Annotated in this window: 13 protein-coding genes; 7 read left to right on the top strand and 6 right to left on the bottom strand. The window is 62.3% G+C overall.

The window, feature by feature from the left end:
- Nucleotides 1-17 precede the first annotated feature (17 nt).
- From G7Y51_RS09205 to G7Y51_RS09195, 3 genes are read right to left on the bottom strand one after another with little or no spacing between them, the layout of a single operon-like run.
- Nucleotides 18-311, bottom strand: coding sequence for a DUF4911 domain-containing protein (locus tag G7Y51_RS09205; RefSeq protein ID WP_165176774.1), 294 nt, complete (start codon nt 309-311; stop codon nt 18-20).
- Nucleotides 311-652 (bottom strand): AzlD domain-containing protein, encoded by a 342-nt coding sequence (locus G7Y51_RS09200; RefSeq protein WP_165176771.1) that lies wholly within the window; start codon nt 650-652, stop codon nt 311-313. The genes G7Y51_RS09205 and G7Y51_RS09200 overlap by 1 nt, the downstream gene beginning before the upstream one ends.
- Nucleotides 649-1,416, bottom strand: coding sequence for an AzlC family ABC transporter permease (locus G7Y51_RS09195; protein ID WP_165176769.1), 768 nt, complete (start codon nt 1,414-1,416; stop codon nt 649-651). The genes G7Y51_RS09200 and G7Y51_RS09195 overlap by 4 nt, the downstream gene beginning before the upstream one ends.
- Nucleotides 1,417-1,848: 432 nt before the next feature.
- Between G7Y51_RS09195 and G7Y51_RS09190 the strand changes: the two genes are divergently transcribed.
- Nucleotides 1,849-2,640 (top strand): putative metalloprotease CJM1_0395 family protein, encoded by a 792-nt coding sequence (locus tag G7Y51_RS09190; protein ID WP_165176768.1) that lies wholly within the window; start codon nt 1,849-1,851, stop codon nt 2,638-2,640.
- 81 nt (nt 2,641-2,721) lie between these two features.
- Here the strand turns inward: G7Y51_RS09190 and G7Y51_RS09185 are convergent, their stop codons facing one another.
- From G7Y51_RS09185 to G7Y51_RS09175, 3 genes are read right to left on the bottom strand one after another with little or no spacing between them, the layout of a single operon-like run.
- Complete coding sequence (locus G7Y51_RS09185; protein WP_165176767.1) at nt 2,722-3,768, bottom strand: SEL1-like repeat protein; 1,047 nt, start codon at nt 3,766-3,768, stop codon at nt 2,722-2,724.
- A gap of 2 nt (nt 3,769-3,770) precedes the next feature.
- Entirely contained in the window at nt 3,771-5,498 is a 1,728-nt protein-coding gene (locus G7Y51_RS09180; RefSeq protein ID WP_165176763.1) for an LIC12162 family protein, read from the bottom strand.
- Nucleotides 5,495-6,556 (bottom strand): N-acetylneuraminate synthase family protein, encoded by a 1,062-nt coding sequence (locus G7Y51_RS09175; RefSeq protein ID WP_165176760.1) that lies wholly within the window; start codon nt 6,554-6,556, stop codon nt 5,495-5,497. Before G7Y51_RS09175 ends, G7Y51_RS09180 begins: the two co-directional genes overlap by 4 nt.
- Before the next feature lie 427 nt (nt 6,557-6,983).
- Here G7Y51_RS09175 and G7Y51_RS09170 point away from each other — a divergent pair, with 427 nt between their 5' ends.
- The 6 genes from G7Y51_RS09170 (at nt 6,984) to G7Y51_RS09145 (ending at nt 15,475) form a co-directional block, all read left to right on the top strand.
- Nucleotides 6,984-7,886, top strand: a complete 903-nt coding sequence (locus tag G7Y51_RS09170; RefSeq protein ID WP_165176758.1) for a DMT family transporter — start codon at nt 6,984-6,986, stop codon at nt 7,884-7,886.
- A gap of 95 nt (nt 7,887-7,981) precedes the next feature.
- Nucleotides 7,982-8,617, top strand: coding sequence for an RdgB/HAM1 family non-canonical purine NTP pyrophosphatase (gene rdgB, locus G7Y51_RS09165; RefSeq protein ID WP_165176756.1), 636 nt, complete (start codon nt 7,982-7,984; stop codon nt 8,615-8,617).
- Nucleotides 8,618-8,960: 343 nt separating this feature from the next.
- Nucleotides 8,961-12,116, top strand: coding sequence for a flagellar filament capping protein FliD (gene fliD, locus G7Y51_RS09160; RefSeq protein ID WP_165176754.1), 3,156 nt, complete (start codon nt 8,961-8,963; stop codon nt 12,114-12,116).
- Nucleotides 12,117-12,296: 180 nt separating this feature from the next.
- Complete coding sequence (gene fliS, locus G7Y51_RS09155; RefSeq protein ID WP_165176752.1) at nt 12,297-12,959, top strand: flagellar export chaperone FliS; 663 nt, start codon at nt 12,297-12,299, stop codon at nt 12,957-12,959.
- Nucleotides 12,960-13,314: 355 nt separating this feature from the next.
- The gene (hcp, locus tag G7Y51_RS09150) at nt 13,315-14,919 is read left to right on the top strand and encodes a hydroxylamine reductase (RefSeq protein WP_165176750.1); all 1,605 of its coding nucleotides are present in this window, start codon (nt 13,315-13,317) and stop codon (nt 14,917-14,919) included.
- Between the two features lie 103 nt (nt 14,920-15,022).
- On the top strand, nt 15,023-15,475 hold the full coding sequence (locus G7Y51_RS09145; RefSeq protein WP_165176748.1) for a pyridoxamine 5'-phosphate oxidase family protein: 453 nt from the start codon (nt 15,023-15,025) through the stop codon (nt 15,473-15,475).
- Nucleotides 15,476-15,648 lie beyond the last annotated feature (173 nt).

Genomic DNA, 15,648 nt, shown 5'->3' with positions numbered 1-15,648 from the left:
TTCAAAGAGAAAATGCTCTAAAAGGGCCAGTCTTGCGTGGTGAAAGGCAGGCTTTGGGCCATTTCCGCCAGGGCCCGGCGCAGGGCGCGTTCGCGCTGGGGCGAAAAGACCAGCTTCAGCAGTGCTGTGCGGCGTTCCAGTACGGTAAAATAGGCAAGATTATCGTGTGCTTCCAGCAAAAAACGAAAGAGCGCGATGTGTTCGGGCGCGAGACGCACCAGAAGGCGGCCGCTGCCTGACGGCGCGGGCAGAGGAGGGCCGCAGGCGCGTTTTTTGCGCAGGGCCGGAGGAAGGGCGCAAGGGGCGGCCATTACTGCCAACCGAACCAGCGGGCCGCAATCACCAGGCCGATGCCAAAGGCTATGGTCAGAAAATAATTTTTGCCCCACCAGGCTACCAGCAGCGAGGGCAGGGCCACCATCAGAAAGAGATTGGAAGGGCCGGCGTTGAAGCGCCCTTCGTAAAAAAAGACATCAGGCCCGACCAGGGCGGCCATCACGGCGACGGGCACAAAGGACAGCCAGCGCCGCAACAGGACGGGCAGGCAGTCGCCCTTGAGAAACATCACGGGAATCACCTTGGGCAGCACTGTGGCCAGCACGCAGCCCAGGATGCAGATCAGCAGCGCCGCGTGCCCCTCAAACCAGCTCATGAGCGATTCTCCTTTGTGGCGCTCCGGGCGTTGGGGAGGATTTGATCAGGGCCTTCGGACGCGGCGGGCTGCTTTCGACAGAGCAGCGCGGCGCCCAGGCTCGCGCCCAGAATGGTGGCCACGGCCACATTCCATTGGCTCATGCCCGCGCCCCTGAGCCCGATGGACAGGGCCGCGGTGAATACGGCCACCAGCACATGCAGGCGGCTCACGCACTGAGGAACCAGCAAAGCCAGAAACATGGCGGTCAGCGCGTAGTCCAGGCCCAGGGGCTTCACGTCGCTGACCTGCTCGCCGCAAAAGGCTCCCACAGCGCTGCCTGCCACCCAGGAAAGCCAGGTGGCGCTGTTACAGACGTAGAGCGTGGACAGGCGCAGCTTCCAGCCCTGCTGCAAGGCAGTGATGTGCACCACAAAGGTTTCGTCGGTGAGGCCCAGGCCCAGCAGGAATCTCTGGCAGCGCGGCAGCGCGGCCAGCCAGGGCGATTCAGCAGCGGACATCAGCAGATAGCGCAGGTTGACGATGAAGACGGCGGCTATGACCGACAAAATGCCCGCCCCCGCGCCCCAGAGGCTGGCCAGCACAAACTGCCCGGAGCCGGAAAACATCAGCAGGGACATGCCCACGGCCAGCGCGGGCGGGATATTGTTTTTGACCGCCAGCACGCCGAAGGCAAAACCCACTGGCACATAGCCCAGCATGATGGGCAGAGCGCGGCGCAGGCCTTCCAGGTAGTTGCGCATGGGGGAAGATTCGCTCGACATGCCGGCAGCCTCGTGTGATGAGAAAGTTTTTGCCCCCGCGCAGGCAGGCGCAGCCTCCAACGTCTCAGGACGGCAGCGCAGGGACGGCGGCCGGGCAGGCGGCGTGCAGCCTGCCCCGTATGGCGCGTGCCGCCACGGTGCGCGCACGCGTTTTTATGGTCCCCGGACGCCGCATCCGTCAGATTTGCTATCCCTTTTAGCTGAGGCTGGCAAGCGGCTGGCTCGCCGGGCCAGGGCTGACGCATCTTCTGCGGCAGCCCTGTCGCCGGGCAGGCACGCGAGCTTGAATTTTTTTCAAGTTTGCCGTACGGAGTAACCGGGATCTCTTTCTTTCAGCCCCCAAAAGCGTTAGAGCGGTTCAAAAGCACTATGCTCTAAGAGCGGTTCGGCAGGGCAATGTTCTGCCAGGTTGCGACACTTGCGGAGTGAACTGTGGGCGAGCCTCTGGAAAGCATCAGCACGCAGGCCATAACGGGCATCGGCCCTGAGGCCGGCGGCCGGGAAAAGCAGGAAAGCGGACGCGCGGATCTTGCGGGCCGTTCTGCGCGAGCGGACGCCCGCGGGGCTTCCAGCTTTGCGGACAGCCTGACGTTGAGCCCTGAAGCCCAGAGCCAGTTACGCGCGTTGCAGCAGCGCGACGCAAAGGTGCGCTCGCATGAGCAGGCGCATCTTGCCGCCGGGGGCGGGCATGTGACCGGCGGGGCGAGCTATACATATCAGAAAGGCCCTGACGGGCGGCAATACGCCATTGGCGGCCAGGTTTCCATCGACGTTTCCGCAGTGCCGGGCGATGCCGAGGCCACCAGGGAGAAAGCCCGCCAGGTGCGCCGTGCCGCCCTGGCTCCGGGCGAGCCTTCCGGCCAGGATCGGCAGGTGGCCGCCAAGGCCGCACGTCTGGAGGCGCAAGCCGCTCAGGACGAGCTGGCCGGCAGCCCGGAAGAAAAGCAAGATCCTGGCGTATCTCCAGAAGTTGCAGGGCGTTCCGGCGGTGCCGGGCCAATGGATCTTGCCGCGGCGTCAACTGCCCGGATCCGCCGCCTCCCCGATCCGGCCGAAGAGGGCGGAAGAGGCGTGAGCAGCGCTGGCGACATCCTCCAACATCTTGCCGCTGCGCAGGATCGGGCGGCAAGCAGAGCGGCAGGCGTCTATGCCGCCATGGCTATGCGCGGAACAATGCCGACCGCACTTGCTCCCGCCGGCACGGGAATTTCTCTGGAAGTCTGAAAGCCCTTCCCTCAGGTTTGGCGTCTCACAGGTCTTAGAGCGTTTCGCTCATTTCATGAGCAAAACGCTCTCAAAAAGTTCTTATTGCTTGTGTATGTTGGGGCGCGTTTGTCTGGCTGCCGGAGCAGCCTGAGGCGCGCGGGCGTCACTCCTGCCTTGCGCGCGGAGCACCGCCTTGGCGTCCGGGTCGCCGTTTTTGGCGGCCAGCCGGTACCAGCGGGTAGCCTCGCTCAGGTTGCGGGGCACACCCGTGCCCTGATCATACATCAGGCCCAGACTGTACTGGGCGGCGGGTTCGTTCTGCTCCGCGGCCTTGCGGTACCATTCCACGGCCTTGTTGTAATCCTGGGGCACGCCCCGCCCCTGCTCGTACATAAAGCCAAGGTTGTACTGGGCCTCGGCGTAGCCGCGCTCGGCCGCGCGCGTGTACCACTGCACGGCCTTGGCCGGATCCTGGGCAAAGCCGCGGCCCTCGGCATACATATAGGCCAGATTGTTCTGGGCCTTGAGGTGATCCTGCTCCGCAGCCTGCTCAAACCAGTGCACGGCTTTGGTGTCGCTCTGATTGTCGCCCTTGCTGTTCATATAGATCCAGCCCAGGGAATACTGGGCCGAGGCAAGGCCCTGATTGGCGGCCCGGCTGTACCAGTCCACGGCCGCGTTTTCGTCCTTGCGCACGCCCCGGCCGTAGGCATAAAGATAGCCCAGGTTGTACTGGGCCATGGCCAGCCCCTGTTCGGCGGCCTTGCGGAACCAGCGCGCGGCCTCCCGGTAATTGCGGCGCACGCCCTGCCCGGCGGCCAAAGCCGTGCCCCAGGCGTTCATGGCGCTGATGTCGCCCTTTTCCGCGGCCTGGCGGAACAGCGTGGCCGCGCGTTGCGTGTTTTTCTTGACGCCCTTGCCTTCCAGGGTCAGGCGGCCCAGAACGTAGAGGGCCTCGGCATTTTCCTTGTCGGCCAGGGGCTTGAGCAGGGCCGCGGCCTTGGCGAAGTCCTCCTTGTCCAGTGCTTCCTGGGCCTGGCGCAGGGAGGCGGCCTCGTCGGCGCGGGCCGTGGAAAGCAGCGGGCTCAGCGGCCAGAGGCAGAGCGCGGCCAGCAGAAAGCAGAACAGAAAACAACGCGATTTCATGGTTATAAACTCGCCAGAGTTTGGGTCCAGTTCGGGTTTTCGCTGCCTTTGACCATCATGGCCTGCAGGGCGCAGCAGGTCCGGCGGGCATCCTGCACCGCGGCGCTGCGCCACCACGCGGCCGGATCTTCCCAGACCCGGTTGACTTTGGCCGCGGCTTCCTCGGCCGTGGCATGCCAGATGCCCGCGCGGGCCAGCACATCCAGCAGGGCCTCGCTTTCCGGGGTCAGCGGCCAGACATCGCGCGTCCAGTACAGGACTGTGGGCACATTGGCGGCCAGGGCCTCCAGCATGGTGGTGCCGTGGTGATCCAGCACCAGCAGGCGGCAGCTCAGCATCTGCGGCGTCAGGGGCCCGGTGCACAGCCGCACGCGCGGAAAGCGCGGCAAAAGCCAGACAGCATCCTGCAGGGTGCCGGGCACGTCAAAATAGGGCCGGTAAAAGGTACGGGCTTGCAGGGCGCGATCCAGGGCCTCGAAGAACCACTGCTTGTCCTCGCGGTATTGGATCATCTGCAGGGGCGTGGGGTGGGCGTCCAGGCGATACTGGTACGCGGGCATTTCCGTGCCCACAAAGAGCAGATGCGACGCGTCTTTGCCGTGCCAGCGCCCGGCCAGGCGGGCAATCTGGGGATACGGCAGGGGAATGAAATTGCCCCGGCTGCCCGCATGTTCGCTCCAGCCCCAGGTGGCGAAGGCATGCTGGCTGTATTCCACCAGGGCCGTATCGCAAATGACACGCACCTGGCCGTAGTTGCCGCCGTGCTGCACATACATCAGACGGTTGCCGCGCCCGCGCCAGACAGCCAGCTTCTGGCGGTAGGCGGCATCCTCATAGGCCGCAATGCCGGCCACGCGCAGGCGGGGCGGCAGACGCTGCGGCTTGAGCTCCTGCGGATGGCGCAGATCCCGCAGCGAGTGCGGCAGGGCTTTCAGGAAAAGGGGCAGGGGGGCCAGCGGCAAATCCGCGCGCGCGCCCGTGGCCGCGCTGCCGAACGTGGCGGCCAGCGGCTGCGAACGATCCTCGCCGTGGCTCATGTGCAGCAGGGACAGGGAAAAGCGCAGGCTCTGCCAGAGGCTCATGCCTTTGAGCCGCGGAAAAGGCAGGCGCAGCATCTGGCGGCGCGCCCAGCGGCGCAGAACCTGCCTGAGCTCCCCGGAAGGCTTTTGGCCGTAAGTCCGTTCCAGCGGCGGCAGCATTTCCTTGCGCCAGGCCGTGGGCCAGCGGGCTTCCAGCAGGCGGGAGAAAAGCCAGTGATTGAAGGAATGCCCGAGCGCGCCGCGCAGTCTGAAGTCTTGCTCGCTCAAAAAGCTGAAGGCGCACTCTTCCGGCAGCAGGGGAACGCGCAAGGGCAGATGCCCCCAGGCCGCGGTCATGGCTTTGACCCGCTGCCAGCGTTCCACGATCTGTGTGGCCACGTCCACGGCCCAGGGCGTGAGCAGCGTTTCCCAATAGGCCGCGGGCAAGGCGGCGCTGTGCGGGCAGAGCCGGGCGGCCAGGGCGGGCAGGTTGTCCACGCAGAGGGCCTGGGCCTCTTTGGCGGTTTGCTCCAGAACCTTGAGCTCGCGCAACGGCTCCGGGGCAAAGACATACTTGTCCTCCCAGTCCGGGAAGAAGTCTTCCTGGCCGGCGAAGCACCAGGGCCCCGCGGCCCAGTGTGTTTCGGGATCGGCGTCGCGGGGCATACGCCCCAGGATCAGGCTTGTCTCGTCTTTCATCTCTGCGCTCATGCTCTGTCCAGATCCGCCCAGGTCAGGACCGTGTCTTCAGGCAGATCGCGCCGGGCGCGCAGGCCGAGAACCTCATCAAAGTGCCGCGGGGAAATGCCGTGGGCCGGGCGTTTCCAGGTCAGATCCGCCGCGCTCAGCGCTTGCCCGGCAGGCACGGCGCGGGCCGTGACCAGAGAGCGCCGGGCATGCCGCCGGGCGGGCTCCTCCTGGGGCAGGGCGCGCACCTCCAGTTCGCCCACGGCGGCCAGGGTGTTTTTGAGCCGGGCGTAAAAATGCCGCAAATCCTCTTTGTCCATGGCGTGATAATGGTCATTGCCGGGCAGGGATTTGTCATGGCTGAAGTGCTTTTCCAGCACGCGCGCGCCGAGCAGCACCGCGGTTTCCAGCATGTGCATGTCTTTGGGCAGGGTGTGGTCGGAATAGCCGATCACATGCTGCGGGAAATGGCGCTTGAGCGCCGGGATCATGCCCAGGGCCGCGTTTTCGTCGGCTGTGGGATAGTTCAGCACGCAGTGCAGCAGGGCCAGCTTGTTGCCCTTGGCCTCAATCCATTCCACAGCCTCGGCCACTTCGTGCAGATGCGCCGCGCCGGTGGAAAGCAGAATGGGCTTTTTGAAATCGCAGAGAATCTCAATGAAAGGCTTGTTGGTGATGTCCGAGGAGGAAATTTTGAACACATCCATCAGGTCGTTGAGAAAATGCGCGGATTCCACATCAAAGGGCGTGGACAAAAAGGCAATGCCCGCCGCGTCGCAATGTTTTTTGAGGGCCTCAAATTCATTTTTCCAGAACGCATCGTGCTTTCTGAAAAGTTCGTACTGGCTTTTGGTGGGTTCCTTGCTCGTGTCCCAGTAGGCCGGGGAATCCCTGGAGGCCAGGCTGGCAGCCTTGTACGTCTGGAATTTGATGGCGTCGGCCCCGCCTTCCGCGGCCTCGTCGATGAGCCGCCGGGCAATGTCCATGCTGCCCTCGTGATTCACGCCCGCCTCGGCGATCACACAGGGCAGCGGGATGCGGGTTTCCGGAGCAACGGTGGCAAATATATCGGTAATTTTCATGACGCGTTCCTTGCAGCAATGAATGAAATATTCATTATACGCCTTTGCGTCGCAAAAGAAAAGCGTGCGGCCAGGCCCGCAAGATCTGGGCATGGAAAAAAGAGTACTGAATAACGCAGTACAGAAGTGAAAAGAACAGCTATCCTGCCTGCGCAAGGCGGCCTTTCCCGCCGAGCGGAGGCGGGCAGAGCGGGAGGATGCCGCCGCGTTTTGCCTTTGCGTTCCCCTTGGGCTATGCTGACGGGGCAGCCTGCCTTTGAATGCACTCACGCCGCACACGACGCGCGGCGTCATTGTTGTGCACAGGTCGCTGTCCACAGCAACGAGGCGCATCGTTTCGGCTTGATAAGCCCTTGAAAAAACGCGATGTTTCCAGGGCGCATTGCGCGGGTGCGTCGTTTCGGACCATATTTCGCAGGGGAAGAGCATGCAGCAAACCGCGCTGGGCTACGGCAGCGCCCTTTTGGCCACTCTGATCTGGTCGGGCAACTTTGTGGTGGCCCGGGCCCTTGCTGATCTGATCCCGCCGTGGCAGTGCAATTTCTGGCGCTGGCTGGTGGCTCTGCTGGTGCTCCTGCCTTTTGCCGGCCCTCATCTGCGGCAGGACTGGCCGGGCATCAGGAAGCACTGGGGCTATCTTTCGCTCATGGGCATCCTGGGCGTCACGCTCATGAATACGCTGATCTACAAGGCCGGACAGAGTACGGAAAGCCTGAACATGGCCCTGCTGGTGCCTACCGCGCCCATTGTGATCCTGGTCTTTTCCCGCATTCTCTATGGCGAGCCGATCACGCCGCGCCGTCTGGCCGGGGTGCTTGTGGTGCTGGCGGGCGTGCTCATTCTGGTCAGCCGGGGGGAGTGGCAGCGTCTGGCCGGGCTCAAGATCAACAGCGGGGACTTCTGGGCCCTTGGCTGCGCGCTCTGCTTCGGCCTGTATTCGCTCTTCATGCGTCGGCGGCCGCAACAGATTTCGCCTTTGAGCTTCAATGCGGCCACCTTCAGCCTGGGCCTGCTGTGCGCACTGCCCTTCACCGTGGCCGAGGCCTGCCTGTTGCCCCTGCCCCGGCTTTCCCCGGCATTGATTACGGGCGTTCTTTATGCCGGCATAGGCTGCTCCTTTGCCGCTTTCTGGTTCTGGACCCTGGCAGTGGACAGGATCGGCCCGGTGCAGGCGGGTATCGTGTATTACAGCCTGCCGGTTTTCGCGGCAGTGGCCTCGGTGCTGATGCTGCACGAAAGCATTGCTCCGCCTCAGGTATTGGGCGGCCTGCTGGTGATCGGCGGCATTCTGGTGGCCACCCTGGCTGTGCCGCGACAGCGCGGCCGGTAGCGCATTGTGTGTGAAAACAGGTGTGCGCCATATCGTTGCCGTGGCGCAACAGCAAGCAACAGGCGCGGGCCGGCTGCCGCGCAGAGGAGACCAGTATGCCGAAAACGCAAGCGCAGCGCATTGTTCTGGCCACGCACAACGCGGGCAAGGTGCGCGAGTTGGCGGAATCCCTGACCGGCTTTGGCGTGGAGGTGCTGGGGCTTGCCGAAGCCTGCCCCGATCTCGCGGAAATTGAGGAAACCGGCACGACCTTTGAGGAAAACGCCTTGATCAAGGCCCGCTGCGTGGCCGGGATCGCAGGGCTTGTGAGTGTGGCCGACGATTCCGGGCTTGAAGTGGACGCGCTCGGCGGCGCGCCCGGCGTATATTCGGCCCGGTATGCGGACGACTGGCCCGGCCTGCCCGGCGAAAGCCGCGATCAGCGCAATATCCGCAAACTTCTGCATGTGCTGGCGGACGTGCCCGAAGGCAAGCGGAGCTGCCGTTTTGTGAGCTGCATGGCCGCGGTGCGGCCCGACGGCGTGGAAATGACCGTGCGCGGCCTGTGGGAAGGGCGGCTGCTCATGGCCCCGCGCGGCGAAAACGGCTTCGGGTATGATCCGTTGTTTTTTGACCCGGTCATCGGTCGGGCCGCGGCCGAACTCTCGCGGGAGGAAAAAAATGCCCGCAGCCATCGCGGCAACGCTGTGCGCGCCTTGCTGGCCCGCTGGCGGGAATTCATGCGGCCCTGATTTTTGCCGGATCGGCGGGGCTGCGCTCCCGCGGCGTCTCTAAACTTTTTCCTGCGCCTGCCGTTGAGAGAGGAGACGGAAAAGCACGAAGCGGCTGCGCCGCGCTCCGGCCGTTGCATAGGCAAAAAATGCTTTGCACGCATTTTGCATGGATTTTTGCCAAAGCCCGTGGCACTGGCCACAGGCCCACGTCCTGGCGCGGCGTATATCTTCTGTTTGGGGCAGGATTGCGGCGAAAAACGCGGCAATGCTCCGGCGGCTTGTTGCGGTCGCCCGCTCTGAGGCAAAGCGACAGGCAACCGCGGCAGCGGCAGCGCTGCACAACGAGCACACGAGGGCGCATATGGCAATCAGCATTTCCGGCTCCAACGCAATCTCCGGGCTTGGCGGCTCGGACACCAATTTTGACGATGCACTTGCCAAGCTCAAGAAAATAGAGTCCACGCAACTGAACCGTCTTGAGGCCTGGAAAGACGACTGGAAGTTGCGCTACGATGCCTTCGGCACGATCATCGAGCAGGTCCAGGCCGCCAGTAAAATGCTCGGCAGCCTGAGCGACCGCAATACCTTTGTGACCAAAAACGTCACCAGCAGCGATCAGAATGTGGTCACGGCCGTGGCCAATGCCTCGGCTCAGGACGTGCAGCACAGCATCAAGGTCACGCAGGTGGCCAATAACGCCATCTGGGCCAACATCGGCCAGATCTTTGACTCCAAAACCGAGAGCATCACCAATGAATCCACGCCCGCTGCGGGCACGGACTTCACCTTTACCTACGCGGGCAAAGAGCACAGCATCCATATCCCCAAAGGCACCACCCTGGATTCCTTTGCCAGCCTGGTCAACAATTCCACGGAAAATCCGGGCATCAAGGTCAGCCTGATCCAGAGCGGCGGCGGCTATGTTTTTCAGATCGCGGGCAAGGACACGGGCGTGGACAATAATCTGATCATCCACGACAATGCCTACCTCAAGGGTATGAACGCGGCGGGCAGCACCTCCACCTGGCTGACCGACAAGCCCCTTGATCCCTCGGCCACGCTCACGAACCCCGGAACCTACGCCTTTGACGTGGTCATGCAGGACGGCCGCAAAAAGACCATCACACTCAAGGGCGATGCCACCAATGAAGAGTTGCGAGACGCGCTCAACACCCAGCTCGGCGGTGACCCGGTGGCCAGCCTGGACGCCTCCGGCAACCTGGTGCTGGAACGCGTCAAATCCTTCAGCAAGCGCAAGAGCGAGGATGACGCCTACAGACCGGCGGGCACGCGCATATCCGTGGGCAGCAACATCAATGATCCCTTGATCTCCGGCACGTCCACGGAAGTTCTGAAGTTTCAGCTGACCATGAGCGACGGCAATACCCGCGAGTTTGAGATCAAGGGCAGCGCCACCCGAAAGGAATTTCTGATCCAGCTGGCCCAGGCCACGCAAAGCGGTGAAGGCGTTGATCTGAGCATGAGCGCCGACGGTTCCTGGGGCGTGGATCTGATCGGCGTGCAGGACGGCAGCCTGACGCTGTTGAGCGGCACAGGCTTTGACATGAGCACGCTGACCAATACGGCTATTGACGCCAAGGGCAGCCCGGCGCAGATCATCGGCTCGCTGAGCGGCCCCGGAGCCACGGCCGAAACTACCCTGACTTTCGCTCAGAACAAGCTGAGCTCCAAGCTGAGCTCCAGGATCAGCGACGCCAATCCGCCCATTGATCTTGTGTACACGCTGACCAAAAAGGACGGCAGCGCCGTCTACGTCAAAGGCATTACCAGCGACATGACCAATCAGGAGTTGCTGGACAGTATCAAGGACACCCTGGACGCCAAAGGCCTGACCTACAGCGCGGGCACGGACGCCGACGGCAATCCCACGCTGACTGTGGATGATGCGCAGGGCTTTGCCCTGACCACCGGTTCGGGCGGCATGGCCGGGGTCACGGCCAAGGTGAAGACCAGCACCAGCGTGGCCGCCAGCGACGTGTTTTACACTGACCCTGCGGATCCCTCCAGGGTTACGCTGGAAGCGCCGCCGGATCTCAATTACACGGTCAGGAAAAACGACGGCACTGTGGTGAACATCGGGCCGCTGCCCAGCGGCTCAAGCATGCAGGACGTGTTGGACGCCTTTGTGGCCGCGCTGGGGCCGGACGTCGAAATTGTGGACGCCGAGGGCCAGCCCTGGGCGGCGGGCACATCCACGGGCCAGCCGTATCTGAAACTGAACAATATTGCCGACGCCAGCGGTCCCGGCCTGCAGGGTCAGGTCGCCACATCCTCCAACTGGAGCATCCAGCGCGCCACCAACGCCCGTTATCAGGTGGACAACTGGCCCATGGAAATGGAGTCGGCCTCCAATACCGTGAGCGACGTAATCGAAGGCGTGGTCTTCAGCATTCAGGACGTGGGCGAAGCCCGCATTTCCGTAAGCACGGACATCCCCTCGGTGGAGAAGTCCATTCAGAATTTTCTGGATGCTGTGAACTCGGTGCTGCTGACTATCCGCGATTTCACCCAGTATGACGAGGACAAGGAGGTCACCAGCAGCGATCCCAGGGACGCAGGCAAGGACAATTACAGCCCCTCGCAGCTCACTTCGGAAAAAGGCGGTCTTTTGCAGGGCAACTACGGGGTGCAGTTGTTCTCGACCCGCTTCAAGAGCCTGTTGAACTCTTCGCCTCCGGGCTTCAAGGGGCGGCAGAGCGCCGATGATATTCTTTCCGGCGACGCGCTCGCCAATCTCGCCAACATGGGCATCAAGACCAATACGGACGAGAGCAGCGATATGTACGGGCTGCTGGAGATCGCGCCCCAATCGAGCATTGCGGAACTTCAGTCGCTGGACAAAGAAAATTACAGCAAGATGATCAACGAGAACCTGGAAGCCGTGGTGGACTTTTTCTGCACCAGCGGCACAGGCAGCTCCACCAGCGCCGATTTCCGCTACGGCAGCCATGTGGAAGGCATCACCAAGGCCGGCAGCTACGATGTGAATTATGAGGTGGACGCCGACGGAAAGATTACCAGGGTGACCATCGGCGGCGTGGAAGCCACGCGCGACGAGAGTATGCCCGGGTATTACTACAGCGTGGCCCAGGGCGACGCGCGCGGCCTCTCTATCCAGATCGACAATCTGGCCCCGGGAACGCACACGGGCCAGGTGCGCATCAAGCAGGGCCTTGTGCAGACGGTGGACAGCTTTTTCAAGTCCGAGCTGGTCTTCACGGACGTGCAGATCAACCCCAATGCCTCGCCGGACAAGATTGCCGACGCCATTGCCCTGAAATCCAAAAACGGCGCGCTGATGGTTTTGCGTGACAACTACAAGACCATCATGGAAAATATTGATGCGAAGATCGAACGGGAGCAACAGCGCATTGACACCTGGGAAGCCCGGCAAAAGCAGATCTTCGCCAATCTGGAAACATTGCTCAAGCAGTATGATGAACAGCAGAAGCGGCTGGAATCCCAGATAGCAGGCATGACGGGCAGCACCAGCTAGGGACGGCTTTGAGAGCGTTTTGCTCATGAAATCAGCTAAACGCTCTGGCAGGACTGCCGCAACGGCCCGCCTCGGTCGGGAGACATTTGCGCCATGAGTCTGCACGGCTCGCCACGCCGCGTATGACTGTCGCCCCCGACCCGGCACTGTTGAGAACCGACTTTTCAGAAGGAAGAACCTATGAACAAAGCGGCGCGAGCATATTTTCAAACCAAGGTGACCACTACGGATCAGGGGCAGCTTTTGCTTATGCTCTACGACGGGGCGCTCAATTATTTGCAACAGGCGCGGGATAAAATGCTGGCCAGGGATTTCGCGGCCAAGGGCATCTACATTTCCAAGGTCATCGACATCGTCAACGAGCTTTCCGCCTCTCTGAACATGGACAAAGGCGGCAGTTTGGCCGAGAACCTGAACAATCTGTATCTCCTCTGCACCGCGCGTCTTTTGCAGGCCAATCTGAAAATGAACGTGGAGCAATTAGACAGCGTGGCGCATATTCTTTCCGGCCTGCGCGGCGCGTATGCCCAGATCATCGAAACGCCGGAGGCCCGGCGCGCGGCGGCCGAGATCGCGGGCCGCATGCAGCCCGCCGGCTCGGTGACCAAAACGGCCCAGCCGATCATGACCCATACCGCTGCGGCCGTGCCGCGCGCCCACGCCCAGGCGGTTTATGGGCGTAATGCCCTGCGCGCGGCTGCGCCGGCTCAGGCCGCGCCTGCGGATGAGCGTGTGGCGGCCAGGGCGCATGTGCAGCCCTTCGTGCCGCCTGTTGCGCCTGCTGCCGCGGCCCCTGCCGGGCGTCTGCCCGGCGCGTATGCCAAGCCTTCGGGAAATTCGTAGCGCGTTTTCAGCCTGCGATGCCGAAAAGGCTTTGCGGCAGCCGCAAGGCCGCGGGCAGATCTGTCTGGAAGAGAGGGCAGGCGCGTTTTGAAGCGCGCCGTTCCCGGCTTGGCTTAGCCGTTTTTTGCGCCGGACGCTCTTGGGGCAGCAGGAGCGTCCGGCGCCGCTTTACAAGCGCCGGGCGCCGGACTATACTGAATCATGTAAAGCGGGGAAAGGACGGGCCGTTTCAAGGCCGGTCCAGCCGCTTTTTTTTGTTTTTTACAGCAAACTGTGACTGCAAGCACAGTATTTCAAAGCCGTTAGAGCTTTCGTGCGATACGCCCCCGCCGTAACGGCGGGAAAGGAGATTCCCATGTTTTGCAATCAATGTGAGCAGACCGCCAAGGGAACCGGCTGTACCGTGGCCGGGGTGTGCGGCAAAAACGCCGATGTGGCTGCCCGTCAGGACCAACTGGTCTGGCTTTTGCGCCGTCTGGCCGCCGTGGCTCTGCAAGCCCGCGCCAGGGGCATTGTGGATGTGGAAACAGACGATTTCACGGTATGGGCTTTGTTCAGCACCCTGACCAATGTGAATTTCGATCCCCAGGCCCTGCGTCTCGTGCAGGCCGAGGCCCTGGAGCGCGCTCAATCCCTGGCAGCCAGGATCGGGGAACAGCCCGAAGATCTGGCCCTCTCCCTGGACGACTATCTGGCCCGCCTGCCGGAAAGCGTGGTGGGCACGGATCATCTGAGTCCGGACGCGGACGTTGCTTCAGCCCTGCAACTGCTGCTTTACGGCCTCAAAGGCGTTGCCGCGTATGCGGATCACGCGGCGCGGCTGGGCCAGCGCGACGCGGAGCTCTTTGCCTTTGTCTACAAGGGCCTGATTGCCGGAACCCAATGGGATGACAGCGTGCGGGATCTGAGCGGCTGGCTGGATCTTGTGCTGGAATGCGGCAAGGCCAACCTGCGGGCCATGGAGCTCCTGGAAGCGGGCAATACCGGGGCTTTCGGCCATCCCGCCCCCACCCCGGTTTCCCTTGGGCAGCGCAAGGGAAAGGCTATTCTGGTTTCCGGCCATGATCTGGGGGATTTGTACGCCCTGCTGGAACAGACGCAAGGCACGGGCATCAATGTGTATACCCACGGTGAAATGTTGCCTGCCCACGGCTACCCGCGCCTGCACGCCTTTGCGCATCTGGCCGGGCATTACGGCACGGCTTGGCAGAACCAGCAAAAAGAGCTGCCTGATTTTCCGGGCGCCGTGCTCTTCACCACCAACTGCATCCAGAACCCCCGCGCCTGCGGTGACAAGATTTTCACCTGCGGCAATGTGGGCTGGCCGGGCTGCGTGCATTGCAAGGATCATGATTTCGGGCCGGTCATTGAAAAAGCCCTGGCCTTGCCCGGCTTTGCCGAGGATGTGCCCGGCAAGGAAATTCTGACCGGTTTCGGCCGCCAGACCATGCTCAATGCCGCGCCCGCCGTTTTGGAAGCCGTGGCTCAGGGCAAGCTGCGCCATATCTTTTTGGTGGGCGGCTGTGACGGAGCCAGGCCGGGCCGCAATTACTATACGGAATTTGTGGAAAAAACCCCGCCGGATACCCTGGTGCTGACGCTGGCCTGCGGCAAGTTTCGCTTTTTTGACAAAGACCTGGGCAAACTCGGCGATCTGCCGCGTCTGCTGGACATGGGCCAGTGCAACGACGCCTATGCGGCGGTGCAGACGGCGCTTGCCCTGGCCCAGGCCCTGCACTGCGACGTCAATGATCTGCCGCTGTCCCTCGTGCTTTCCTGGTATGAGCAGAAGGCCGTGAGCATTCTGCTGACCCTGCTGGCCCTGGGCGTCAGGGATATCCGCCTGGGGCCCAGTCTGCCCGCCTTTGTGTCTCCGAACATTCTGAAGGTGCTGGTCGAAAAGTGGGGCATCAAGCCCATAAGCACGCCGGATGAGGATTTAAAAGCCATTTTGGGTTGACCGTTCCGCGGGACCGGGCGCGGCCCAGGGCCGACCCCGGCCCCGCGCGGGAAAAGCATGCCAACAATTCTGCTCCGGAAAATCATGCCTGAAGGAGGCAACTATGCGTTTGCGCAAGCGGGAATGCGCGGAACAGGCATTTTTTGACGAGGTATTCGCCAAGGCCCAGGAACTGTTCCTGGCCTTGAACAACAATGGCTGCCCGTATCTGATCCCGCTCAATTTCGTCCGGCTGGGCGAGCGCATTTATCTGCACAGCGCCCTGGAAGGCACGAAGCTGGATCTGATCCGCAAGGATGGCCGGGCGGCCTTCAGCCTGGTCGCGGACGTGCGCATTGAGCGTGAAAAATCCACCACCTACTATAAATCCGTCTGCGGCACGGGCCATGCCAGTGTGGTGGAAGACGCGGAAGAAAAGCGCCTGGCTCTGGACAGCCTGGCCGAGCGCTATGCCGCCCGCTGCCCCCGCCCCGCGCCGGATGCCAATATCCGGCGGGTGGCGATTATCCGCATTGATATTGCGTCGCTGACCGGCAAGCGCTGCCTGCCGGAGTAGGGCCTTTTAGAGCGTTTTTTGATTGAAGATATCCATTTTCAATCAAAAAATGCTCTAGAGCAATTTGACTTTTATTTTATTTAGAAATCGTTTAGATTGCAGAGATGAAATTTGCATCTGAAGAAATCCGAACCAAGGCTGTTCATGCGTATCTTGATGGAAAAGCAACAGCC

Source organism: Desulfovibrio sp. ZJ369, from assembly GCF_011039085.1.
Lineage (GTDB): Bacteria > Desulfobacterota > Desulfovibrionia > Desulfovibrionales > Desulfovibrionaceae > Desulfovibrio.
The sequence above is the reverse complement of the archived record's forward strand: the minus strand, read 5'-3'. Positions and strand labels throughout refer to the sequence as shown.